The sequence below is a fragment of the Agathobacter sp. genome, from assembly GCF_977054825.1.
On record NZ_CDRTEH010000001.1, the window covers coordinates 313,853 to 338,968 of the forward strand.

Below are 25,116 nucleotides of genomic sequence, written 5' to 3' on the forward strand. Positions count from 1 at the left end.
TAAGGAGACAGATATGGCGGAAAATCAAGGCAATTCCAGAAAAACGATCACGCATAACATGCACAATGAGAAAAAATACAAAAACCCCACAGGACAGGAGAGGGTAAGGGAAAAAAGCAGCCGGGCAAAAAGCGATAACGTATGTCCGTATGCTAAGAAATGTGGCGGCTGCGATTATCAGGGCGTAGAGTATAAGGAACAGCTAAAAACCAAGCAGGCCTACATGAAAAAGCTGCTAAAGCCTTTTTGCTTCGTGGAGCCGATTGTCGGCATGAAAAATCCGCTCTATTATCGTCACAAGGTCCATGCAGCCTTTGACTGCACGAGACGCGGTCAGATTGTGGCGGGAGCTTACAGGAAGAACACACATGATGTGGTGGATATAGAAAGCTGTATGATAGAGGAGCAGGAGTCGGATGAGATAATCAGAGACATAAAGGATATGCTCCGCTCATTCAGGATAAAGACCTATGATGAGGACAACGGCTATGGGCTTCTCAGACATGTGCTTGTGAGAAAGGGCTATGCAACAGGGCAGATAATGGTAGTTCTTGTACTGGCATCGCCGATACTTCCGTCAAAGAATAATTTCGTAAAAGCACTCAGGAAAAAGCATCCCAATATCACGACAGTGGTGCTCAATGTGAATGACAAAAAGACGAGCATGGTGCTCGGAGACAGAAACATCACGCTTTATGGCAAGGGCTTCATAGAGGATAAGCTGTGCGGCTGCACCTTCCGCATCTCACCAAGCTCATTCTATCAGGTGAATCCGGTACAGACGGAGCTTTTATACGAGAAAGCCATTCATGAGGCACACCTCACCGGCAAGGAGCGTGTAATCGATGCATATTGCGGCACCGGAACCATAGGCATCATAGCAGCAAAAAATGCAGGTGAAGTCATCGGAGTCGAGCTGAACCGTGATGCAATCCGCGATGCAGTCACCAATGCAAAGCGAAACGACATCCGAAATATCCGCTTCTACAATGATGATGCCGGAAAATTCATGGTCGAGATGGCACAAAAGGGTGAGAAAGCAGATGTTGTCATAATGGATCCTCCAAGAACCGGCAGCGACGAGGCATTTTTATCATCGGTTGTCAAGCTGGCGCCGGAGAGGGTGGTGTATGTGTCATGTGGCCCGGAAACACTGGCGAGGGATTTAAAGTATCTCACAAAGCATGGGTATGCAGTGAAACGTGCCACACCATATGATTGCTTTCCATTTACAAGCCATGTGGAGAGTGTCGTATTGATGTCAAGGGTAAAATAGGCAAAGGCAGAAATGCCTAGAAATTAAAGGTTTTAAGACCAATAGTAGTAATTTGAAGTGCTGCTGTTGGTCTTTTTCTTTTGCCTTGCCCCGAACATATCTGTTCAAAGATGTTCATGTTGGCGGGGTGCTTTGAAGAACAACTATGGATAATTGGTGGGGGTGAGAATATAAAATGGATGATAAAATGATGAGAAAATACTTGATAATATTCGTGAATGAGATTAAAATAAAATAAATGAAGGGAGAATCAATTATGGACTATTTACCAGTACAAGAGTTTTCTAATAAATGGAATATAAGTAAGAGAAGAATACAGATTTTGTGTAAAGAAGGACGAATAGAAGGAGCAAAGATGATTGGTAATATGTGGGTAATTCCTGCAGATGCAAAAAGACCGAATGATGCTAGAACAAAATCACCAATAAAGCCTAATACAGAGAGTGTGTCTGAAGTACGCCGGGAATTAAAAAAAGTACTTAAGAAATTGTACAACATTACGGAGAGACTTTATATAAATGAGGATGACAAAAAGAGTGTGGTTTTGGCTACAATAGCTTATTCATTGTACGAATTTTATTTGGGTGATAAAGAAACAGATGAAATGTATAAAATAATTTATAAAGATATTTCTGGGAAAGAGAAAGAAATTTCTTTAGATTTTTCATTAAAGGAAATTGTAACTGAGTTTATAGAGAAATTCTGTGATGCTCCAGATATTAATAATATTTTATCTTGGGCGTATCAATATACTAATAAAATTATTGATGGGAATATATATAGTCAGACTCAATTTTTTACTGAAAAATACATGATAGATTACCTGGTTGGAAATGTTGTTGATTATGATAGAACTAAAAAGATTGTTGACCCATGTGCAGGTGGTGGAAATTTCTTAGTGGAATGTTTAGATTATTTGTGTGACTGTTTAGGTGAAAAAATAAATGTTGATGAAATTATTTTAAATACAAGTAGATTGTACGGATATGATATTGATAAGTCAATTGCAAGAATAGCAATTGTGAATATTAGATTAAGAGCAATATCTATAATGAAACGAGCTAATATCGATGTTGCAAATGAATTATGGGAGCAGATTTGTCCTAATATCTTTGTTACAAAAAATGAAGATACGATTTGTGGTTCTCTAGCAAAAGATAATCGTGTTGTGGTTAATCTTGTAAATGGAAATGAGTTGGGGATGGATGATGCACTTTCAAATGCAGATGCAATAATAACTAATCCGCCATTTGCAACCATAAAGGGAATGCGTCAAGAAGAAAAAGAATTTTTGAAAAAAAATTATCCTGATGCAAACTGTGATACATGCGTTTCGTTTATGGTAGCAATACACAATCTGTTGAAACCAACCGGTGTATGTGGAATAGTATCTCAAAATGCATGGATGCATTTGAAGTCATTTAAAGAAATAAGAAATTATTTCTCAACGCAATACAATATTCAAAAAATAGCGAATCTAGGGTCTGGTGCTTTTTTTGACCTTAGTGGAGAAAAGTCAAATGTTTCTCTTGTTGTATTTTCGAATAAATACAGGTCAGATAATAAAGTTGAAATACTCAATTTATCTTCATTTTCATTAAAAGAAAAAATTGATAAGCTAATTAGTAATGAAGGTAGATTGTATATTGGGCAAGATATGTTAGATGGACCGAATGGTTACGATTTTTCTGGTAAAGGAACCTTAAATGTAATGGGAGCAAATAAGCAACCGTATCGGAATGTTGCAGTTCCAATGCAAGGAACATCGACAGGTAATGCTAAAGAACTTGTGGGTTATTTTTGGGAACATTTTGGTGAAACGGATTGGGTTGCTGTAAGTAATGGAGGCGGTTACTGCAGATGGCAGGGATTAAATGATAGTGTTGTCAAATGGGGAAAGGAAGGCGAGTACATTAAGTCTCAAAAGGGGTCTGCGTTAAGAAATGTAAAATATTTTGGTGATACTCAAATGGTATTTAGTGATACAGGAACAGCAGGGTTAAATGTTAGAGTTTTGCTGGATAATCAGATTTTTATTGCGTCTGGTCCAGGAATTAGAGTTGTTGAAGGAAATGAATATGCACATTTAGCTTTCTTGAATTCAAGAATAGCGGCATATTATGTGAGAATGATGTCTCCAAAACTTACAATAGCAGCCGGATATATTGGACAAATTCCTGTTAATGATAATATTTATTCTTCAGTTGTTCTTGAAAAAGAAGCACGGTTATGTATTGAGCTAAAAAGGAAAATGTTATCGACAAGACCTAATAATATAGAGTATGAGTCCACATATATACAAAATATTAGTGGTAATATGCTTAATGATGCTTGGCGAATGTTTAATGATGATCTGATAAATGAACTTCTAAAATTAGAAGTTGAAAGTAAAATAGACCAATTCATTTTTAAGGAGTATGGGCTTTCTGAAGAGGAAGAAAAGCATCTTCAAGATAGTGTTGGTGAGTGTGCATATTTGATTGATAGAACGCAGGAAATAGATATCGATAAACTTGATAAATACCTAGAAAAACTAATAGATGCGGCTTGCTGCTTAAAGAGAACAAGAGCATCAAAAAATTCATTAGGAAGCGATGGAGTTCTTGAATATGTTGCTAAAGATTTAGGAGTTAATCCAGAGGCGGTTGTAAAAAAAATACAGGAAAAGCCGTTTGAAATGAAAAGAGTATTAAATAAATATATGGATATGATTTTGCATAATATGGTTTTATATAAACTGGGTTATAACACAGATAATGGTGTGCTAATTTCTGAATGTGCAATAACTGAGTTGGTATCTGATTTGATGGAAAGGTTTGGGAAAGACTTTGATTATAGTAAATGGATACAGGAATCGTTTAATAAAGTACACAGTGAGATATTTAAAGGTGTTCCTTATCTACAATATGAAAATGGGGTGATTCATAAGTATGACAGCAAAGTTGCATAATTTGGTTGCTAAATATTTGAATAAAACAATTGATATAGAAGAATGGGAAGATATTAGAAAAAAATATTTTGAATATTCATATTTAGCATTTATGACTCTTTGTGCACATGAGATTAAATCTGATTGTGCTGCAAATGAAATAGAAAATATTATCGGAATGAATGATATTATTGAAGAATCAATATTGTGCTATGTCTTGAAAATACCGGGTTCGTATGAATTTATTTCTGAGGTATTATCTATTATCAATGATTATGACGAATTTGATATAAACTGTTTATACCAAAGTTATATAGCAACAGATTTTTCTATGATGGATGGTGAAGTGAAATTCGAGGGTGGAAAGAACAATAGAGATATATTGGGTTCATACTATACTCAAGAAGAATTTGCATATGAGATTACTCAAAAAGCAATTGAGGAATATCTTGAAAATAATATTAGAGAAGAAGTAAATGAGTTAAAGATTGCTGATTATTCTTGTGGTGGTGGAGCATTTTTGGTTGCAGCATGTCGAATATGCAGACAAAAAGGGATAGGTGCAGATATTTACGGATATGATGTAGATCCGATTGCAATAATGATAACTAGACACAGATTGCGTTTTGAAGAAAGTTCGGGATGTAAAATTTTATTAGGAAATCCATTATTGATTACAAAAAATGATATAGAGCCATTAGAAAAATTTAAGATGGCAGAGGTAGGAAGATTTTATTCATTGGAAATGGGGGTTGTATCACACGACAATGTAATGATTGCCATTGGAAATCCACCTTGGGAAAAGATTAGATTTGAAGAAAAGAAGTTTTTAATGCATTATGTAGAAAATCAAGAAATTGGATCAAAGGCAGGGCGAGAAAAATATATTCAGAACATTTCAGAAACTAATAAGTATTTTTATAATTGTTTTATTGATGATTACGAAAAGGCAAAGCGATTAATAAAAAAAGAGGAATGCTTTTGCAAATCAAGCTGTGGTGAGTTAAATACATATGCGATTTTTACAGAATTATGTCGAAATGTGGTTTGCAACAGCGGTATTATTGGATTGATAGTTAAATCGTCACTTCTCAAGATGCCCGTGTACAGTGCTTTTTTTAGGGAAATGACAAAAAATAAAGATTTGTATGAAGTATACATGTTTACAAATCGGAATAAGATTTTCAATATTGATTCTCGTGAAGAATTTTCAGTAATTTTCTTGAAAAAGAACAATACAAAAAATCTTAGCATAGCATTAAATATTGAACGATATGAAAAATTTGTTGATAGAGAAAAAATAGAATTGTCATATGATTTATTGAATAAACTAAATCCTGAAACGGGAATGATTCCTAATATACGTCATAACGAAGAATTAGAATTTCTAGTTAGCATTTATGAAAAATATGATACATTCGGAATGCGTTATCCAGAATGTAAATTTGGTAGACTGGTTCATTTGACAAATCATTCGGAGAGTATAATTAAACAGAATGATAATGGCTATATTCCTATATATGAGGGAAAGTTTATTGAGTTATATACGGCTAAATATGCTACATTTTCAGGTATGAATGAAAGCAATAAGTATAAAAACAAAGCTTCAGCTAAAATGATTTGTGACATAGATGGCAAAGAGTATCCAGAATCTCGTTATTTTATAAAAGAAGAAGTTTGGAATAATTTATCTAGAAATTTTAATGATGAAGGTGTGATTGCTTGGAGAAGTTTGACATCAGCTACCAATAGAAGAACAATGCTTGCAACTGTTCTTCCGTTGATTCCAACATGTCAGTCTATTCAAATTTTGCAATTGCCTAAGAAGGAAATGCTACACATACTAGCACTATTTAATTCAGTAGTATTTGATTATATTGTAAGATTAAAAATGGCAGGGCTTGATTTGACGCAGACAATTATTAAACAGATTCCTATTCCGGATACAAAATCATTTGAAAAAGAGTTGGTCTATATGGGAGAAAAAGCAACAATTGAAAAGCATATTAATTCTCGAATAAGAATGTTATACGCAAGCGACCAAAGACTGGATAACTTTTTTGCGGATGTGAGTATCTATCCGATAAAGAGAAAAATTTCTAGAAAACAAATAATAGCAGAAATAGATAGATTAGTAGCATTTTTGTATGGATTAAATGAAGAAACATTTGAGAACATACTTCATACTTTTAGTAAGTACTATTCAGAAAAGGAAGTTGAAGCTTATTTTTAGGCATCAACTTCCTTCTGATAACTTAGAGCATGCCATATGCTCTTGCATTTGCATTACTCTTTTTCCCATTACGTGCCCATACGCGGCTGATAGATTTTACATGATTAAGTTCAGATTCAGGTAAAACAGAAAGGGAATAATAATCGGTGTTAATTTTTTCGAATACAAGTATTTTATGAGCAAAATCTCCACGATTTCCATACTTTGATAATTTATCAGAATCGTCATTAGGCTCTCCAGCTAAGTGAATTCTCCAGCTTCCGTTACCAGAAGTATATTCAATTTTTGATGGAAAATAATCTTTTCCAAGATAGTTGATAGTGATATTTTTTTCTATTGTAGTATCTTCAGGATCAACATCAAAGAACTTTACACCGCCATACATTAGAGTTGAATCTGAATATTCATATGGAGTACCTTTGACAGAACCATATTCTATTTTCCCTAGTTTAGATAAATCAAGAATATTAGCTGACCCACCTGTTACTGCTTTTGTTTCAAACCAAAATTGTTCATTGGTAAAAGCAGGTACATTTTCAGCGGTGGGAGTAATTATGTAGTCGATATCAGGAGTAGATGATTTAGTAAGCGACTTATGAGGTTTCTGAGTGGTTATTATAGTTGGAATAGTAACCTTCTCAGATCCGAATAAGCTGTTTCTCTTTTGCCTTTTCTTCTGGGATACTCTTTTGCTGATATTCTCAATTTTCTGAGATACTTCTTTGGAGATATAATTTGCCTCTAATAATGTGTTAATGTCGTCAATGGAATTTATTTTGGTAGAGCAATAATAGTCTGTATCAGAATATTTTTCTATTATTGAATAAATGTTTTCTAACTCATTTTTTCCAGTTGATGAATCATATGATTGGATTGAACAACTTTCAAAGTTGGTCCAAAGACCGCCACCAGTCAGGTTGTTTGAACCAATAGCACACCAAGCGGTAGACGAGTCTTCCAATAAATAAATCTTGCTATGGTATGTTGTTGAAAAGTTTTCTGAATGAATAACGTACAGTTCATTGCATAGTGAAAATAGATTAAGCAATGCTTCATACGAAGTTCCATCTAGATCTATACCGATAAATGCTTTGACGTATCCCCCACTTGACTTGAAGTTCTCAATAGATTCTTTTAATCTTAAAACTCCGCTATTCTTTGCAAATGCAGAGAAAATAGTAAAATTTGTATAACCGTTTTTTAACTCCGAAATTAGAATGTCACCGAGTTGACCTTGGAATGGTTGATTGATAATAGACATAATATCTTCCTCCTTAAAAACACAACTATAAAAATTATATCACACAGTAATTAAATTTTATATATTTTTTTCTTGATATTATCCTGAATCCGTGAAGTTGATTTCCTCACATACTCCTTAAACCCTATAGTTTCATGCTTTTGCAATATTTTTTGTCCAATATTGTTGTTCACTCACCAGGTGAAAGCAATCTGTGGTAAAATAGACGTAACAAAACCTATGGATTGGAGTCTTTTACCATGAATAACAACCACCGAATCACACTGAACACCAATAAGAACATTATTGTTGAGTTTACAAATGAACGCATTATCCCAGCCAGCGGTCTGGCTGTTGTGGGCGCACTCCTTGGGAAAAGCGATTTCATCAAAAAACTCAATCGCATGGATGTGACATCCAACTGGTCTCAGCATCAGATTAAGAACGGTGATATTGTACTCACTTATCTTGGAATGCTTTGCATGGGCAAACCTTACTTTGAAGCTGTCCATGAAATGGACGATGACAAGGACTTTTACAAAGCCGCTCTTGGCATCACCTGGAGCATTCCTTCCGAAGAGACGCTGCGTCAGCGTATGGATGATATCGGTGATTCCCTTCGTCAGACTATTCTTGAGCAGAATGTTGAGATGCTCCTTGCAAATAAAATACAACCGACTGCTCTTGCGAATGGTCTTGTTCCGGTAGATATTGATGTAACATCTATGGATAATTCGAAATCCAAAAAGGAAGGTGTTTCACGCACCTACAAAGGTTTTGACGGCTATGCGCCTATGATGGCATATATCGGTACCGAGGGGTATGCCATCAATTTCGAACTCCGTGAAGGAAAACAGCACTGCCAAAAGGGGACAGTTGAATTCCTGCAGGAAACAATAAATCTTTGCCACAAACTGACAGATAAGCCACTGTTGATCCGCCTTGATTCTGGAAATGACTCCATCGACAATGTTGCTGTTCTGATGGATGCAGGCTGCTTTTTCATTATCAAGCGAAACCTTCGCCGGGAAAGCACGGATGACTGGTTTGAAATGGCAAAGCAGTACTGCCAGAATGTAACCAGTCCCAGAGACGGAAAAACCGTCTATATAGGCAGTGACTGGAAAACCGTTGCCAGTAAGCAGTTTAATACAGAGTATACACTCCGTGCCGGATACGAGATTACAGAACGAACAATTGATAAGTATGTTCAGTTCAACCTTGTTCCCGATATTGAAGTTGAAACCTGGTGGACAAACCTTGGTGACCCGGATGATGAAATCATCAGTCTGTATCATGCCCATGGGGAATGTGAGCAGTTTCATAGTGAGGTAAAAACAGACATGGATCTGGAGCGGCTTCCATCCGGAAAGTTCGCGACCAATGCACTGATACTCGAATTGGGGATAATCGCATATAACATTCTCCGTATGATCGGTCAGGGCACAATTGGAGGACGGACACCCCGTCAGAAAAGGGATGTTAAACGCCGTCGTTTACGCACAGTTATCAGCAACCTGATTATGATGGCAGGGCATGTAACCATGCATGCACGCCAGTTGATAATCGGCCTTGGAAAAAGCAACGTCTGGCGGCATATATTTTCTGATATCTGCCAGAAATATGCTGTCACAAATGCATAAGTAACAAAACAATTTTATAGCAGGCTTATTCCGTGTACCCTTTTTTGCCCAATGAGAGCTTAGAGACACGACATTGGTGTCGAAAATAGACATTGAAGTATGTTTTTATCGTGAAACCAACTTGCCCTTGGCAGGTTGGTTCGCGTAAAGGATGAACTTCACGGATTCAGGATTATGTAAACGTCAAACCACTCGCCTTGGATAATTAGCATTTTTGTGAGACACTCTAAAAAACAAATAGTTTTTTAGAGGAGGTAAACTATCATGGATCAACTCACACACAATGTCAGGTGTGCCAATTGGTTAAACATCATAAATCAATGTCAGGAACGACTTGCAAACGTAACCATCCGGCAATGGCTGAAACACAATGACATCAAAGAAAAGTCATACTATTACTGGCTGCGTAAGTTTCGCAAAGTAAACGTCAAATCATGCGCATTCAGAGTGATATATGTACATACCCAAAAATCATAAGGAGGTACAAAACATGGTACTACATTTCAATGTAACAAAGGACAAACGAAAAGCTATGGTTCAGGTAATTGAGAAGGAAATCGGGCGCAAGGCAAAATACCTTAGAGTTCCTTCCTGCGCCTAGGAAATTGGGAACTTTACGGTAGGAAAGAATGGCGACTTGGAATTTGGAGATTTTGATGACCTTGATGAGGTTGCACCGATTGCTGATGCTTGCGTTTTGGCAACAGGGGTTAGCTCGGCAGAATGGAATAACAATAAAATGGGGGCAGAAGAACCTGACAGTGAGCCGAATAAAGGGGCAGAAACGGGCGAAAGCCTTGGACTTACGGTTTCCATACCGCTTGAAAAGGTAGAAGTAGGCAACCTTGCAAGCATTCTGGATGCAAAAGGAGATTTGATAAAAAAGGCACTTGGTATTCCCAACCTAAGATTTACTACAGACGAAGAAAATATTTCCTTCCCTTGGTTTGAAGAGGTAAAGCCAGAAGAGGCACTTGCCTACACTAAATTTATATCAGCCATTTGCGAGATGAGTAAAAAGCAGAAGAGAGTGACCGCAAAGCCAAAGGAAAATGAGAATGAGAAATACGCATTCAGATGTTCCCTTTTAAGGCTTGAGTTCATCGGGGATGAATTTAAGGCAGACAGAAGAATCCTTCTTTCAAAACTGGATGGCTCGGCTGCATTTAAGGCAGGAGCGAAGAAAGTGGGCGAGCAGTAATGTTTTTCCCACCAAGAGATGTTGTAAATAAGGTAAAGGAACAGTACCCGGCAGGTTCAAGAGTGGAACTTATTTCCATGAACGACTCATACAGAGATATTCCAAGTGGCACAAAGAAGACAGATTTATAAAATAAGAGGAATAGTGCATGATGCCTATTTCTAGCATGTTAGCATAAAAATTATAAGGAGAAAGAAATATGCCGATCAATATAATGACGGGTAAACCGTATATAATAAACTACTCTAATATGAGAAGAGAATTGATGGAAATGGAGATTTTTCATGATAAAGAGCTTCAAAAAATGTATGTTGATAAATGGGTAGCCGAATTAATGGAAGCCGATAAGAATTCGGTGGATTCATATACTGATCCTAAAAATCAAAGTATGATAATGAAGGAAAAGATGGAAGCGCCAGAAATATTTCGGACTATTGTGAAGATGAAGGAAAATGAAATGTTTATTCATTTTCGTGTATCTAGAATTATTCAAATGCTTCATATGAGTGGAATAACAGAATCTGATGCAATAGATATTTCAATAAATGAGTTTATAGATAAAAAGAGTATAAATTGGACAGGTACAGAAGACTTTATTGATAGAGAAGATCCAATTATAATTTTTCCGTTTACCATAGGAGAAACATATAAGGAGCTTGTTGTTGATGGAAATCATAGGGTAACAACTGCAATACAAAAAAAGAAGAAAATAGTAAAAGCTATAATAGTTGATCCCAATGCTGCGGTATTAAATCATATGTTAAGTTCTTCATTTGATGAGCTGTTATACGTGTTTCAAAACGAGGTAGTATGGATGGGATCACACTATAATGAAAACATTGAAGACGAAAAGATTCTAATTACACAATCATATTTCGTTTGCGGAAGTGTTAATGTGGCTTTATAAGGAATCACTATACTGTTTGCTGATTTTAAAAGAAGGAGTAAGAAAGAGTGATGACAATTAGGGTAGTGTCAGCCGTAATTCGAAAAGATGATAAGATTTTTGCGATAGTCAAAGACAATGGTAACTATAAAGGCAAATGGAAGTTTCCAGGAGGAATAATTTTAGAAGATGAAACGCCTAAACAAGCATTGATTAAAGCGATAAAAGAAGAAGTTGATACTGATATTGAGGTTGGAGAACTAATTGATTCTATTGAGTACGATTACCCTACTTTTCATTTATTAATGGATTGCTTCTGGGCAAAAGTAGCATCTGACAATTTGGAATTGAAGGAAGCAGCTGCTTCAAAATGGCTAACCAGAGAACAATTAGATAGTGTTGAGTGGCTTCCGGCGGATATTACGTTGATATCTAAAATCAAGAATAATATGCGTGTAAGAGAGATGCTTAATCGTAAAGTAAGTGTTGAGGAAAAGAATAAAGAAATATCTAATGAATTATGGGGCAAAGTCGTTCATGATTCAGAAGACAATGAAATTAAATGGTGTTATACGGATGTTCTCTATTCATTTAAAAGTATGTACTTGTTAGGTATTAAAGCATATTATCCTGAATTGGTAGAGGTATGTGGTATGACACTAAGACCAGCAAGTAGAAATTCAAACAGAGCAATGGCATATAGTGGTGAATTCTTGTTGTCTTGTGTTGATAGATGTGGAGATTTAAATGATAATGTAATGCTTCAGAAATTGATTGATAAATACGAGACGATTGGAAATGTAATACCTGTGTGGCCTGGTGCAAATGTACATAGAGGGCAGTTTGGCTGCTATGATTGTCCTGATATTTATTTCAATGATGAAAAAATCAAAGCTCATGCCATATGGTTCTTTTCACAAAGCGATAATAATTATGTTTTAGGTAATGAGTATATTATAAACGGCGAATATGAAGGAATAGATGTGTTGTCATTGTCTAATATCCAAAATACTGAATATGAAAAATATATTCTACACGCATTGAAAATCATTTCGGATAGAAATGAAAAGTTACAAAGAGAGTTAGTTGAGGGAAGAAGGGAATAGAAAAATTGTTATACGATGAGAATGTGGAGAGATTTTTGGAACAGTACTCATTAGAGGATATCTTGTCAGGAGTAATAGAAATGCAAATGCTTTTGTATGGCAGGGGGGAAGATGCACTGATTGCTGGATCAGAGTATCTTGCTACAAATGCTGTTGCTATTTGGACTAAGCCATTTCTATGGTCTGACTATCTTGAATTGGAAGAGATATGTAAAAGTGCCTTTATTGAAGATACTGAAAAAATAATAAAGGATGCGCTTATGTTACAGGAGGCATCAGATGAATACTTACATTAAATTCCTTAAAAGGAATAACTGAAAGTTTACACGATGATGTATATAAGACGATTGGCTATGCGTATGAACAGGCGATAAAAACTATCAATTGGGCTAAGGATGGTAAATCTTTTTTAGACAATGGTACAGAAGTGCGTATTTCGCCGGCCAAGAAAAATTATATTATATGTGTCACTGCAGAAAACTTTGGAATTATTCCATCTGAAATTAATAAATATGTTACCATAGATGAGAAAACAAAGATTATTCCTTATGTTGTAAATATTTATGATTTTGAAATAGTAACAAATGAATGTAAGACCATCGATGAGTTCTGGGATTACCTTGACTTTAGGATGAAGAATGCAGATGTAGTTACTGGTGTGGATGAATTGGATATTTTTGGATTTTATAAAAAGCGTGGAAATGTTAAGATTAGTGTAGAAGATTTGATGATTCTAAACTATACACTAGAATTTGATCAAAAATATTCTGCGTTAGACAAAGAGCGATTTAAAAAGGTGTAAAACCTATTTCGATTTATGCCTTAAAGAAATACGCAGACAAGAATAATGCTTTTACCGGCAGCAGCATTTTTAACATTATTAGCCGGTAAAGGTGTAAAAGCCAGATTTTATGTGGGGTTAGCGATATGTTGTAGCTCTGTAGAAACATACCGCATGCAGAGACGGTGTGCCTTTTGTCCAAACTTCATGAAGCAAAGCATCAAGTGAGCATGAAACTGGATATGTATGAAATGGATATTGCTGAGGCTGAGAGCAAGGCGACATATGAGGAAGTTAAGAAATAAAGAGAAAATTATACATAGGTGGGAAAATGGATGCTTCTTTTGAGTATAGCTTGCTTTATAGTCGATATGTTCCCAAAACGCACAAAGGTCGAAAAAACCTTTGATATGTTCTCGAGAACGGGGAAAGGAAGTAGATGTGTTTCCGATTACGAATAAGGGGTATTTGCCTGGCGATGTTGTTATCTATACCATTTTCTCAAGCCACATTGAAACGGTTTGTTTGCTGTCGCGAGTGTAAGCGTAAAATCAACGATATTATGAAGAAAAACATATTCCATCTTACGTGCAAATGGTGTAGAATAATACCAATACACGGAGGACAAACATGAGAACGCTATATACATTTGACAAACACAACTATTCCGATGATATGGAGGTATTTGAGCGCTTCGCAGTGCGCGCTGTTATTATCAGAGACGGCAAGCTTGCCATGCAGCAGGCCCGTGAGGGCTACTACAAGATACTGGGCGGCGGCATAGATGCAGGAGAGACCAACGAGGTGGCGCTGGCAAGGGAGGTGCGCGAGGAGGCAGGGCTTCTAGTCGTGCCGGAAAGCATCAGGGAGTGTGGCAAGGTCATAGAAAAGAGACGCGATATATTTGAGGATGACAAGATATATTATTGTCACACCTATGTGTATTTCTGCGATGTGAGGGACGAGCATGTAGCCGCACAGATGACAGACAGTGAGATAAGGCTTGAGTATCACCTGTCATGGGCCACGCCGGATGAGATAATAAAGGCCAACAGCGCCTTTCTTGATAAAGAATGGATAGCAAGAGACACTAAGATTGTTGAGTTGATAAAAGAAATGTGTTAAAATAATGCCTGGATGTAAATCCGGGCATTTAATATAAGGAGAAGCAGTATAAATGGATAAAAATAAAATCAAAAATAAATTAAAGGACGATCCGGCCTTCACTCTTGAGGTGCAAAACCCTGAGGTTGAGGAGCTGATGGCACAGTATTCGAGCGACAAAAAGGCGGAGACACTTAATAAGCTTATTGAGAAATGCACAAAGAGCAGATTTCTGGTGCCTGCAAATGTCGGGGAGAACAACAAGCCGATTCCGCTGTTTATTAAAAACGGTGAGGGAGAGGCTTTCATGCCGATTTATACTTCAAAGGCACAGCTTTCTAAGGATCATCCGTCACCATGCATTGTAAATATGCCGTTTCTTGCAGTCAACAATATGGTGGCAAATAAAGAGTCAAAGATTGATGGTATCGCATTCAACCCGTTCACTCACAATCTGATTTTCAAAAAGTCTCTTGTAGAAAAGATTGAGGCAGTGGAAAAGGCCAGAAGAGAGGGCCATCCTACATCACCTACAAAGGGCAAGACTGTACAGATGACAGCAGAGCAGTACGTCATCTTCGAGCGTATGCAGTATGAGCATATTTTCCTGCCGACAAAGATGTTTGAGGGCGGAAAAGAGTTCATGGACAGACTCGCCGATGAAAAGGAAAAGCTAATAGACGAGCTGTACGAGGAGGCATATCAGCAGAAGCGTATGTATCCGTATATGGAGGAGGATTTCTCTGTTATGTCTATGCAGATTTCCGATACGCTCAATGTCACCAGAGTTGATTTTCCGACCAGGGATATGGCTCCAAACTGCGCAATCCGTGCTTATCTCGTGTGGGATGAGGCTGCGTCAAAGGGCAGATACTTTGCAATTGATGTGAAGGACGATAAAACCACTGAGCTGGTTGAGGTTACAGAGGATTACAAGCGTCTTGGATATGGAGCTGCACCGGTTGAGGGTGCTGAGCTTCAGACTGTTCTTGATTTGGTTAAGAAAAATGCAGAGGAACTGAATTAGAAAAGTAAAGCAGGGCAGGATATATAAAGGAGGTCGTGTATGAAGGAGTTTTTAGGCAGAATAAAGGCTGATTTTCTACTGTCATCAGTGCTTTGCATAGCGCTGGGACTGGTGTTTATCATATGGAGAGCTTCGGTGCTCACGATTGTGGCCAATGTGCTTGCAGTAGTGCTTATCATCATCGGAGTGGTCTATATGTGCAGCTATTTTTTGAGTATAGTCACGAATGGCTTTTCAGCGATGCTGGGGCTTGTGGTTTTGGCAGTGGGTATATGGTTTCTGGTACAGCCAAAGGTTGTGGTGAGCCTGATACCTATAGTCATCGGTCTGGTGCTCATTTTTCACAGCATCAGGAGCATTATTGAGGCGGTGGATGCTAAGAAATATGGTTACGGTGCGTGGAATATCGGACTTATTTTTTCAATTATCAGTCTGATTTTTGGAATAATCTGCGTGACAAATGCATTTGATGTAATGAAGACAGCCACTGTTGTTGTCGGAATCATACTGATTTTCAACGGAGTGTCCAATATCTGGATTACAAGCCGTGCCACAAAGGCGGAGAGCGCCTACAACAAACAAAAGGAGTTTGAGGCAACGTTTGTCGAGGATAGAAAAGAGGAAAAATAAGCAGTAACAGAAAGGCAGCAGAATGCGTCGGATGGAGTTCAAGATGGAGAGACCCGGACTTACCAAGGTCGGTGACCATCTGAAGGTAACAGAGAGCAAGCTTCCGACTTCATATTATTACACGATAGAGCATGCAATTGCCATGTCGGGAAACTACGTGGTCAGCGAGAGGCTCAAAAGCCGCGAGGGCGATGTCGTGGATGTGAGGGAGACTGAGAAGGGCTACTTTGTTACGATGGAGTTTGATGAGTAATGACACAGCAAGGTAAGAATGCAATAGATATGGTGCTCGCTGAGAGCCTTATAGAGCTTTCAGCGAAAAAACCGATCGATAAGATTACAATTAAAGAGATAACGGACAAGGCCGGAGTCATCCGCCCCACGTTTTACAATCATTTTCAGGACAAGTACGAGCTGATAGAGTGGATTATCAAAACCGAGCTGCTTGAGCCTATCAAGCCGCTGCTCAATGCCGGAATGATTTTTGAAGCGATTGTGCTGATGCTCAATAATATCTCGGCAAACAGTGTTTTTTACAAGAAAGCACTAAAGCTGGAGGGCGCTGTGACGTTCAATCAGATTGCCATGAAGTGCGTCTATGAGATGTTTATGAATATCATAAGCGAAAAGAGCACAGGAAAGAAATCCAAATACCGCTGGCTCACACCGGAGGTGATTTCTACATATTATGCGCAGTCACTGTGCTTTATCACGGAGGGCTGGATAGCCCAGGGCATGGATGATATTGAGCCGAAGGAGATGGCGGAGGCATACATGTATCTGATTACGCGCTCGATGGATGATATACTAAGTGAGCTGTAGAAATCAAATACAATATAATATATGTGTCATATCGGATATACAAATTGATGGATTTGTATATCTCACATGACAAATCGAAGAGATTGAATATTTATTTATTCGGTCTTTTTTTTTATACTTCAATACGAATAAAAGAAAGAGTGGTGAATCTAATGATTAAATTTGGAAAAGGAGTCGTAAAATATCGTGTGCTGATACTGATAGTTGCATTTGCACTGCTTATACCGTCAGGCATCAGCTTTATCAACACGAGAATCAACTTTGATATCCTTTCTTATCTGCCAAGCCAGATTGAGACTATGAAGGGTCAGGATATCATGGTAGATGAGTTTGGAACCGGAGCGTTGTCATTTGTGATCTTAGAGGATATGAAGGATCAGGACATAGAGACTCTGGCTGATGACATTGAGGACCTTGAGGGTGTAAAGGATGTCATCTGGTACGGAACAATCGCTGATTCTACATTGCCTAGAGAGGCAATTCCGGATGAGGTGTACGACGCATTCAACAACAAGGATGCAAACAGCCAGCTCATGCTCGTCACCTACAGTGACACAATGGGTTCGGATGAGACAATGGAAGCCGTCAACAAGATGGATAAGATGGTGAAAAACCACTGCTTCGTAGCAGGAATGGCAGCGGTCAACGCAGATACAAAGACACTTGTTATGCAGCAGGCTCCTATATATGTCATCATAGCAGCATTGCTTTCAATGCTTGTCATGGGAATTACAATGGATTCAATAATTGTTCCGATGTTATTCCTCTTAAGTATAGGAATGGCTATCATCTATAACCTGGGAACAAACTTCATACAGGGACAGATTTCATACCTGACACTGGCACTGACAGCAGTATTGCAGCTCGCCGTAACAATGGATTACTCGATTTTCCTGTGGCACAGCTATCAGGAGCAGATAGACAGATATGACGGAGACAAGAAGCGAGCCATGGCACATGCCATTTCCCACACTATTGTCTCAGTAACAGGAAGCTCAATCACAACAATCGCAGGCTTCGTAGCCCTCTGCTTCATGAGCTTTACACTTGGACTTGACCTGGGAATCGTAATGGCAAAGGGTGTTGTATTCGGAGTTATCGGATGTGTAACAATCCTTCCTGCACTGATTCTTGCATGTGACAAGGCAATCGAGAAGACAAAGCACAGGATTCTCATGCCGGATGTTTCAAGGATTGCGAGCTGGGTAACAAATCATTACAAGATACTTGCAGTGATTTTCATCGTAGTGCTCATCCCGGCAATATACGGATACACTCATGATCAGGTCTACTATGACCTTGCAGGAACCATGCCTGACAGTGCATACAGTAAGCAGGCCAACGACAGACTCGACAAGGAGTATGCTATGGGTGCCACACATATCATCATCGCACCGAGCGATATGTCAAAGGCAGACAGCATAAGCATGATAGATGATATCAAGAAGGTCGATGGAGTAAAGCTTGCAGTATCGCTTGACTCAATACTTGGACCTACAATACCGGATGATATGGTGCCGGATGAGGCAAAAGAGATATTCAAAAACGGTGATTACCAGATGATGCTTGTGTCATCAAAATATGCGACAGCATCAGACGAGGTAAACAACCAGATAACAGAGATTAATAAGATAGTAAAGAATTACAGCGAGGACGCAATGCTTATCGGTGAGGCACCTTGTACAAAGGATCTTATCACTATCACGGATACAGACTTTAAGCGTGTAAGTGCAGTATCAATCGTATTGATATTCCTTATCATCCTGATTGTATTCAAATCGGTATCGCTTCCAATCATACTTGTAGCGGTCATCGAGTTTGCAATCTTTGTAAATATGGGAATTCCGGGATTTACAGGAACGAAGCTTCCGTTTATCGCGAGCATCGTAATCGGAACCATACAGCTTGGTGCAACGGTTGACTATGCGATACTTATGACCACAAAGTACAGAAAGAACAGATACACCGGAATGGACAAAAAGCCGGCAATCACAAAGGCGCTTGCAGATTCGACAAACTCAGTTATCGTCAGTGCGCTCTGCTTCTTTGCCGCAACCTTTGGTGTAGGACTTTATTCAAACATTGATATGATCAGTTCTATCTGTATACTGCTTGCACGAGGCGCAATCATCAGTATGTTTGTAGTAGTATTTATACTTCCGTCAATGTTTATGATTTTTGACAGAGTAATATGTGCCACAAGCGCAGGCTTTAAAAACAAGAACCTGACAGCTTAGTAATTGTCGGTGTTCGAAATATATAAACATATAACCTCAAAACTAAAATCAGGAGGAATAAGACATGAAATTACCAGAATTGAAAGAAAAGTTAAAAAGTAAATATATTGTCCGTGTTGTAGCCGGAGTCCTCACAATAGCACTTGTAGGTACAGGAATCGGAGCAACAGCAGTTTTTGCCGAGAAGGACAGCACAGCAGTCACAGCCGAGGCAGACAGCACAACAGGCAGCAGCAAGGATGCTGATGACATAGCAGATAAGCTCATGGACAGCGTATCATTAAAGGATAACGATGCAGACAAGGACGAGAGCGTATATCTCATCTCAGATGCAAACGGCAACGTAAACAAAACAATCGTAGTAGATCACCTTAAAAATAAAGACAAAAAGGATACCTTGGAGGACGCTTCAAACCTTTCGGATATCGAGAACGTAAAGGGCAAGGAAAAATTCACACAAAGCGGTGATAAGCTCACCTGGCAGGCCGGCGGCAAGGACATTTACTATCAGGGCACAGCCACAGCAGAGCCACCTGTAACACAGAAGGTTACATACTACCTCGATGGAAAAGAAATCTCACCTGAGGACCTTGCTGGAAAATCAGGAAAGGTCAAAATCCGTTTTGACTACACAAATACCACATCATATACAGAGACAGTAAACGGCGAGAAGCAGACAGTTTCCGTACCATTTGCAGCAATAACAGGACTTGTACTCGGTGATGGCTTCGAGAATATCGAAGTGACAAACGGCAAGGCTGAGGTAAGCGATTCATCAAGCGTAGTGCTCGGCTATGCACTTCCGGGCTTAAAGGACAGCCTCGGAATCAAGGATGGAGACCTCGATGGCGATGTAAATATCCCTGAATACATGGAAATGACAGCAGATGTGGAGAATTTCTCAATGCCTGCAGCCATGACCTTCGTGGTAAACGCATCTGATTATGTAAGCACAGACGGAATTGACACATCAGACCTCGATGACATGATAAATGACTTAAAGGATGCCTCAACACAGCTTCAGGATGGTTCAAAAACACTGGCAGAGGGTACTGACACACTTGCTGACGGACTTTCAACATTGCAGAGCAAGCTCGGTACATTCGCATCAGGAGTTGGCACACTGCAGAGTGGACTTAAGACATATACAGATGGTGTTAGTACATTAAGCGGTGGATTGAATACACTTGGAAACAGCACTGGAGCCCTTGTGTCAGGAGCAGATAAGCTCAATAGTGGAGCAGGCCAGCTTGCAAGCGGAAGTGCAACACTTAAGGATGGCTTGAAGACATATACAGACGGAGCTAGTCAGCTCAATGCAGGAATCAATGAGCTGGGAAGTAAATCAGGCACATTAGTTAGTGGTGTATCAAAACTTTCAAAAGGTACAAGTGCTCTTAATGCTGGAGTTCAAGAGCTTGACAAGACATTGCAGGCAGGACCGACTAATGACCAGAAAACAGAAATTCAGTCTACCGCAGCCAAGAATGTGAGGGATTCATTTGCTGGAGAGATTGGTAATACAGTAAAAACTACAATATATAATGGACTACGATATGGAACTGATAAAAATGGAAATGTAGTTGATGGAGAACTTTATACTAGTTTATATAACGGTACAGCTAGTCAGAATTTTGAAAAAAATCTTGATTCTACATATAAAGTTGTTGTCAATAGTATCCTTTCAAGTGCTGCAAATGTAAAAGCAGGTGAAGTAGATAGTGATACATTAGCTTCAAGCATAAAGCAGGTGTATAAACAAACAAGTGATGATTATGCTAATGCTATTAATGCAGCAACACAAACTGGAACTATAGATGCTTTGACAAAGAAAATATTAGAAAATGATGATTGCAAAAAGGCTTTTGTTGACTATAACGCTATACAAAATATGTCAGCTAGTCAGTTAGCAGAATTCCTTTATAGTAAAAATGAAGCATCAGATACCCTGTTAAATATGACTCAAACACAGTTGGAAAATGTTTTATCATCTGATGATAATAAAAAGCAGATAAATGCTGGTGTAGAAAGTGCTTTAAATACATTGGCAGAAAAGCTCAGCGGTGCATGTGAGCAGGTTTCAGAGACAGTGGCAGCAACTGCAGCGGTATCAGGAGCTTCTGAGACAATGAATTCTATTCATGAAAAGATAAATGCTCAAGGCCTTGTCAGTGGTGTAGCAGAGCTTAATGAAGGTGTAAATGGAGAGAATGGACTTATTGCAAGTATGCCTACCCTTACATCAGGAATCAAGCAGCTTGTGGACGGCTCAAATACATTAGTTGCAAACAACGATACATTAAATGCCGGAGCAACAGCACTCAATGCCGGAGCAAGCCAGCTTTCAGCCGGAACACAGTCACTCATGAACTCAGTACCAACTCTCACAAGCGGTATCAAGCAGCTTGTAGACGGTTCAAACACACTTGTAGCAAACAATGCACAGCTCAACAGCGGAGCATCACAGCTTGCAGATGGAACAAATCAGATAGTTTCAGGTGTTGACCAGCTCACAACAGGCTCTAAGACACTTGCAGAGGGTGCACACACACTTGCAGACGGTATGGTACAGTTCAATGAGGAAGGAATCAACAAGATTCTCGATGCATACAACGGCGACTTAAAGCCATTCACCGACAAACTTCAGGCAGTAATTGACGCAGGCGAGGAATATCAGACATACTCAGCAATCGCTGATGGACAGACGGGCAGCGTTAAGTTCATATATAAATTAGCTTCAATAGATGCTAAGGCAGATAGCGACAAATAATTAATTAAAGGATGTTTAAAGATTATGGGAGGCAAAAATGGGCTGGATAGAATATCTGTTAATCGTGGCGGGAAGCTCACTGGAGATTTTCGCGATGATGGAATGTCAGGGTTCCCTGATCCAGAAAGTAAATAAGAAACAGCTTACAGCCATTTGCTTCATAGTTGCAGTTTGCCAGTTGTTAGCAATGTACATCGGGTATTTCCTGTCAAGCTTCCTTAACGGGAAATACTCGGTGAAGGATGAAGCACTTTTAGGAGAGATAATTTCTATCGGAATACTGATAGGACTGGGGATCAGGCTTATAGGAAAGGCTATAAGAAACGAAAGGATTGAGGAGCACTGTCAGGCGCAGCTTGACATGAAAGGAGTGCTAAGGATAGCAGGAATCACTGCATTTTATACGGTTCTTGCAGGAATAGCATTCGGCTTCCTTGGTACCGGACTTTTCACCATTATGATAATGGTGGCGCTGCTCACTGTCATCTGTATAGTGGCAGGCATTTACACAGGATATCATTTCGGTTTTGAGCAGAAGACAAAGGTATATATCGTGGGGGCGATACTCTTTTGGGCGGCTGGAATTGATGTGATAGTAAGGCTTGTAAGTGCAAAATAATGCATAGGGCTCTGTTCGTAAGGACAGGGCTTTTTTGCTGTCTGCAATTTCAAATGCTTTTGTCAATATTTTTGCGGCAGTAATATCGTTTTACTGCCGCAAAATACTAATAAATCTCAAGCTTCTGATTAACCAGTGATTCACCTTCATATACAAGCTTAAGTGTGAAGAAATTTTCTTCATTTTCAAGCAGGAGCTTTAAGAAGATAGCGTCGCCTTCCCAAGTAGGAAGTGTGGGCACGATAGTTTTATCAACCCATTTGAGGTCGCCTTCGTTGCATGTGATAAGCTTGCCGGAAAATTCATCAGCAGTGAAAAGACACATCAATTCCGGCTCCTGCTTATCACTTATAAAAGTTATAAGTGCGCGGAAACGGTAAGATGTGAGCGTAAGCCCTGTTTCCTCCTTGACTTCGCGGAGCAGGCATTCTTCGGGTGATTCACCATTCTCGGCGTGACCGCCAACACCAATCCATTTACCTTCATTTATATCATTTTCTTTTTTAATACGATGAAGCATGAGATATTGTCCATCGTGTTCTATGTAGCATAAAGTTGTTATTTTCATGATGTACCTCCGTCAGATGATTATAACATAAAATGTGGAGGGAAAGATAGGAAAGCTAGAGGAACTGTAAATGAGGTTTATATGCTAGCTTGCAATGTCAAAGTAAATGCTATAGAATATTTTTATATCAAATTAAACACAAATGAGGAGATTTAAAGTTATGAAACAGAAATTGAGAAACCTTTCGGCACCGGCAAATATAATATTTGCCATTCTTGCAGTCTTTCTTTTCATTGCACCCTTACAGTGGAGCGGAAAAGTTCTGGGATTGATTCCTGGCATGGAAAAGGCGGATGACTATCTGCTGCAGGCTATTGTGGAGACCATTGTTTTAGTTATTTTTCTGGGAATCACATATTTATTTGGGCTGTGGGATATCTTTAAGGAAAATGCAGCAGGATGGACCAGAAGCTTATACACAGGTGGTTTTTTCATAGTGTATTGTCTTTACGCTGTTGTTTCAGGCATATATTTGTGCTTTTTGAGCGAGCATGGTGATGTGAAGGCATTTTACAACATCATCTTTTTCTTTATTGCGGTCTGTCTTGTAGGACTCGTTGAGGAGCTGGTGTTCAGAGGAGTAGTGTTCAATCTGCTGCTAAGAGCTTTTCCAAAGACGAAAGGTGGAATCACAGGAGCAGTAGTTTTGGGAGGCATACTGTTTGGCTTGATGCATTTTTCCAATATGGGTGCAGGGGTTAAGTTCAGCAGTTGTCTGATACAGGTTATTTCAGCAGGACTCATGGGCGTGCTGTTTTGTATGATATACGCTTCTACACGCAATTTCTGGATGCTTGCAATTTTCCATACTGTTGTAGATATGGGCGGACTTTTATCATCAGGAATATTTGAGGGAGGCGGAGTGGCCGACAGGATTAATGAGTTTTCAGCAATGAACTGTGTCGCATTTGTCGTGCTCGGTATTCCTATGCTTGTTATGCTTCGTAAGTCAAGGCGTATCCGTCTTGAGATGCTCTACAATAATGAGACTATCATAGATGACGAGAGGGAAGGTGCTAAGCTGGCAGTGGTTTCACTGGTGCTTGGCATTTGCAGTATTATTTTCTCGTTTTTTGGCTATCTGATGGGGCTTGGAATTGTCGGCATGCTTGCTTCCAAAATGTCAAAAAGGGCAAAGCAGTATAACAATGCAATAGCAACTGCCGGTATGATTACATCGATAATAGGATTTGTGCTGTCGCTCATCTGCACGATTGGTATGATGGTGCTGTTTGCAAGCGGCATGTACGACAGACTTGTTAATATGACGATGTAAATTAAAGTAACTGATTTGACAATATGGTAAAAATACCATATAATATTTTGTAAGAACAATGGAGAAGAGTTATGGGTGGATTTATTGCTGAATTTTATGAGAATGGGGACAAAATTCCGGTAAAAGATTTTTTAGATAGTTTAAATGTTAAGATGCGAGCAAAGCTATTGATGGAAATTAAACTGTTGGAAGAAAAAGGCACATTGCTGAGAGAACCATACAGCAAGCCGCTAGGTGATGGGATTTTTGAATTGCGAGCTAAGGTAGGAACAGATATTTCGAGAGTATTATATTTTTTCTATTATGAAGGAAGAATAGTATTAACACATGGATTCATTAAAAAAACTCAGAGGACACCGGTTGGTGAAATTGAAAAGGCTAAGAAATATAGAAGAGATTATATAGAAAGGCATGGTAAATAATATGAGATATGACGATTATTTACAGGAGCAGCTTAAAAATCCTGACGTAAAAAAAGAGTGGGACGATCTCCAACCTGAGATGGATGTCATAAGGGCTATGATAGATGCGCGCATTAAGAATAATTTGACTCAAAAGGAGCTTGCAGCACGTACAGGCATTGATCAGGCGGATATTAGTAAGCTTGAGAATGGTACGAGAAATCCATCTTTGAAACTTTTAAAGAGGCTTGCGCATGGAATGGGGATGCAGTTGAAAATTGAATTTGTACCAATGCAGCCGTTAAAAAAATAAAATTGAACGGATGCTGCAATAATACGAAGCAGACCTTTGAATGTGGCATAAAGT

23 protein-coding genes are annotated in these 25,116 nt (G+C 38.8%); 21 read left to right on the forward strand and 2 right to left on the reverse strand.

Features of this window, described 5'->3' with window-relative positions; genetic code table 11:
• Nucleotides 1-13 precede the first annotated feature (13 nt).
• The 3 genes from rlmD (at nt 14) to ACW6PM_RS01535 (ending at nt 6,438) form a co-directional block, all read left to right on the forward strand.
• The gene (gene rlmD / locus ACW6PM_RS01525; protein WP_456055986.1) at nt 14-1,276 is read left to right on the forward strand and encodes a 23S rRNA (uracil(1939)-C(5))-methyltransferase RlmD; all 1,263 of its coding nucleotides are present in this window, start codon (nt 14-16) and stop codon (nt 1,274-1,276) included.
• Between the two features lie 256 nt (nt 1,277-1,532).
• On the forward strand, nt 1,533-4,226 hold the full coding sequence (locus ACW6PM_RS01530; protein WP_456055987.1) for an Eco57I restriction-modification methylase domain-containing protein: 2,694 nt from the start codon (nt 1,533-1,535) through the stop codon (nt 4,224-4,226).
• The gene (locus tag ACW6PM_RS01535; protein WP_456055988.1) at nt 4,207-6,438 is read left to right on the forward strand and encodes a hypothetical protein; all 2,232 of its coding nucleotides are present in this window, start codon (nt 4,207-4,209) and stop codon (nt 6,436-6,438) included. The genes ACW6PM_RS01530 and ACW6PM_RS01535 overlap by 20 nt, the downstream gene beginning before the upstream one ends.
• A gap of 22 nt (nt 6,439-6,460) precedes the next feature.
• On the opposite strand, the gene ACW6PM_RS01540 is transcribed toward ACW6PM_RS01535, so the two are convergent.
• On the reverse strand, nt 6,461-7,699 hold the full coding sequence (locus ACW6PM_RS01540) for a hypothetical protein (RefSeq protein WP_456055989.1): 1,239 nt from the start codon (nt 7,697-7,699) through the stop codon (nt 6,461-6,463).
• 239 nt (nt 7,700-7,938) lie between these two features.
• Here ACW6PM_RS01540 and ACW6PM_RS01545 point away from each other — a divergent pair, with 239 nt between their 5' ends.
• The 15 genes from ACW6PM_RS01545 to ACW6PM_RS01615 all read left to right on the forward strand — a co-directional run bounded on the left by ACW6PM_RS01545 (nt 7,939) and on the right by ACW6PM_RS01615 (nt 22,504).
• Nucleotides 7,939-9,321 carry an IS1380 family transposase gene (locus tag ACW6PM_RS01545; RefSeq protein ID WP_456055990.1) on the forward strand — a complete coding sequence of 461 codons (1,383 nt, stop codon included), beginning with the start codon at nt 7,939-7,941 and terminating at the stop codon, nt 9,319-9,321.
• Nucleotides 9,322-9,958: 637 nt separating this feature from the next.
• Nucleotides 9,959-10,522: a virulence protein gene (locus tag ACW6PM_RS01550; RefSeq protein WP_456055991.1), complete on the forward strand. Its 564-nt coding sequence runs from the start codon at nt 9,959-9,961 to the stop codon at nt 10,520-10,522.
• Nucleotides 10,522-10,653, forward strand: a complete 132-nt coding sequence (locus ACW6PM_RS01555; RefSeq protein ID WP_456055992.1) for a DUF4314 domain-containing protein — start codon at nt 10,522-10,524, stop codon at nt 10,651-10,653. Before ACW6PM_RS01550 ends, ACW6PM_RS01555 begins: the two co-directional genes overlap by 1 nt.
• Before the next feature lie 68 nt (nt 10,654-10,721).
• A complete protein-coding gene (locus tag ACW6PM_RS01560) occupies nt 10,722-11,429 on the forward strand; it encodes a hypothetical protein (RefSeq protein WP_456055993.1) in 708 nt (235 codons plus the stop codon).
• 50 nt (nt 11,430-11,479) lie between these two features.
• Complete coding sequence (locus ACW6PM_RS01565) at nt 11,480-12,514, forward strand: (deoxy)nucleoside triphosphate pyrophosphohydrolase (RefSeq protein WP_456055994.1); 1,035 nt, start codon at nt 11,480-11,482, stop codon at nt 12,512-12,514.
• Nucleotides 12,515-12,519: 5 nt separating this feature from the next.
• Nucleotides 12,520-12,810, forward strand: coding sequence for a hypothetical protein (locus ACW6PM_RS01570; protein ID WP_456055995.1), 291 nt, complete (start codon nt 12,520-12,522; stop codon nt 12,808-12,810).
• 131 nt (nt 12,811-12,941) lie between these two features.
• Nucleotides 12,942-13,316, forward strand: coding sequence for a hypothetical protein (locus ACW6PM_RS01575; protein ID WP_456055996.1), 375 nt, complete (start codon nt 12,942-12,944; stop codon nt 13,314-13,316).
• A gap of 609 nt (nt 13,317-13,925) precedes the next feature.
• Complete coding sequence (locus tag ACW6PM_RS01580) at nt 13,926-14,420, forward strand: NUDIX hydrolase (RefSeq protein WP_456055997.1); 495 nt, start codon at nt 13,926-13,928, stop codon at nt 14,418-14,420.
• A 52-nt stretch (nt 14,421-14,472) separates the two neighbouring features.
• Nucleotides 14,473-15,426, forward strand: coding sequence for an SseB family protein (locus ACW6PM_RS01585; RefSeq protein ID WP_456055998.1), 954 nt, complete (start codon nt 14,473-14,475; stop codon nt 15,424-15,426).
• Between the two features lie 39 nt (nt 15,427-15,465).
• On the forward strand, nt 15,466-16,056 hold the full coding sequence (locus ACW6PM_RS01590) for an HdeD family acid-resistance protein (RefSeq protein WP_456055999.1): 591 nt from the start codon (nt 15,466-15,468) through the stop codon (nt 16,054-16,056).
• A 22-nt stretch (nt 16,057-16,078) separates the two neighbouring features.
• A complete protein-coding gene (locus ACW6PM_RS01595; protein ID WP_022292855.1) occupies nt 16,079-16,309 on the forward strand; it encodes a hypothetical protein in 231 nt (76 codons plus the stop codon).
• On the forward strand, nt 16,309-16,878 hold the full coding sequence (locus ACW6PM_RS01600) for a TetR/AcrR family transcriptional regulator C-terminal domain-containing protein (protein WP_456056000.1): 570 nt from the start codon (nt 16,309-16,311) through the stop codon (nt 16,876-16,878). The genes ACW6PM_RS01595 and ACW6PM_RS01600 overlap by 1 nt, the downstream gene beginning before the upstream one ends.
• 152 nt (nt 16,879-17,030) lie before the next feature.
• Nucleotides 17,031-19,115, forward strand: coding sequence for an efflux RND transporter permease subunit (locus ACW6PM_RS01605; RefSeq protein WP_456056001.1), 2,085 nt, complete (start codon nt 17,031-17,033; stop codon nt 19,113-19,115).
• Nucleotides 19,116-19,179: 64 nt separating this feature from the next.
• Nucleotides 19,180-21,885 (forward strand): hypothetical protein, encoded by a 2,706-nt coding sequence (locus ACW6PM_RS01610; protein WP_456056002.1) that lies wholly within the window; start codon nt 19,180-19,182, stop codon nt 21,883-21,885.
• Between the two features lie 37 nt (nt 21,886-21,922).
• Nucleotides 21,923-22,504, forward strand: coding sequence for a manganese efflux pump (locus tag ACW6PM_RS01615; RefSeq protein ID WP_456056003.1), 582 nt, complete (start codon nt 21,923-21,925; stop codon nt 22,502-22,504).
• 106 nt (nt 22,505-22,610) lie between these two features.
• Here ACW6PM_RS01615 and ACW6PM_RS01620 read toward each other — a convergent pair whose 3' ends face one another.
• Entirely contained in the window at nt 22,611-23,072 is a 462-nt protein-coding gene (locus ACW6PM_RS01620) for an NUDIX hydrolase (protein ID WP_456056004.1), read from the reverse strand.
• A 160-nt stretch (nt 23,073-23,232) separates the two neighbouring features.
• Between ACW6PM_RS01620 and ACW6PM_RS01625 the strand changes: the two genes are divergently transcribed.
• The 3 genes from ACW6PM_RS01625 to ACW6PM_RS01635 all read left to right on the forward strand — a co-directional run bounded on the left by ACW6PM_RS01625 (nt 23,233) and on the right by ACW6PM_RS01635 (nt 25,062).
• Nucleotides 23,233-24,348 (forward strand): CPBP family glutamic-type intramembrane protease, encoded by a 1,116-nt coding sequence (locus tag ACW6PM_RS01625; protein WP_456056005.1) that lies wholly within the window; start codon nt 23,233-23,235, stop codon nt 24,346-24,348.
• A 71-nt stretch (nt 24,349-24,419) separates the two neighbouring features.
• Nucleotides 24,420-24,770, forward strand: a complete 351-nt coding sequence (locus tag ACW6PM_RS01630) for a type II toxin-antitoxin system RelE/ParE family toxin (protein WP_456056006.1) — start codon at nt 24,420-24,422, stop codon at nt 24,768-24,770.
• The gene (locus ACW6PM_RS01635) at nt 24,760-25,062 is read left to right on the forward strand and encodes a helix-turn-helix domain-containing protein (RefSeq protein ID WP_012743765.1); all 303 of its coding nucleotides are present in this window, start codon (nt 24,760-24,762) and stop codon (nt 25,060-25,062) included. The genes ACW6PM_RS01630 and ACW6PM_RS01635 overlap by 11 nt, the downstream gene beginning before the upstream one ends.
• Nucleotides 25,063-25,116: the final 54 nt, after the last annotated feature.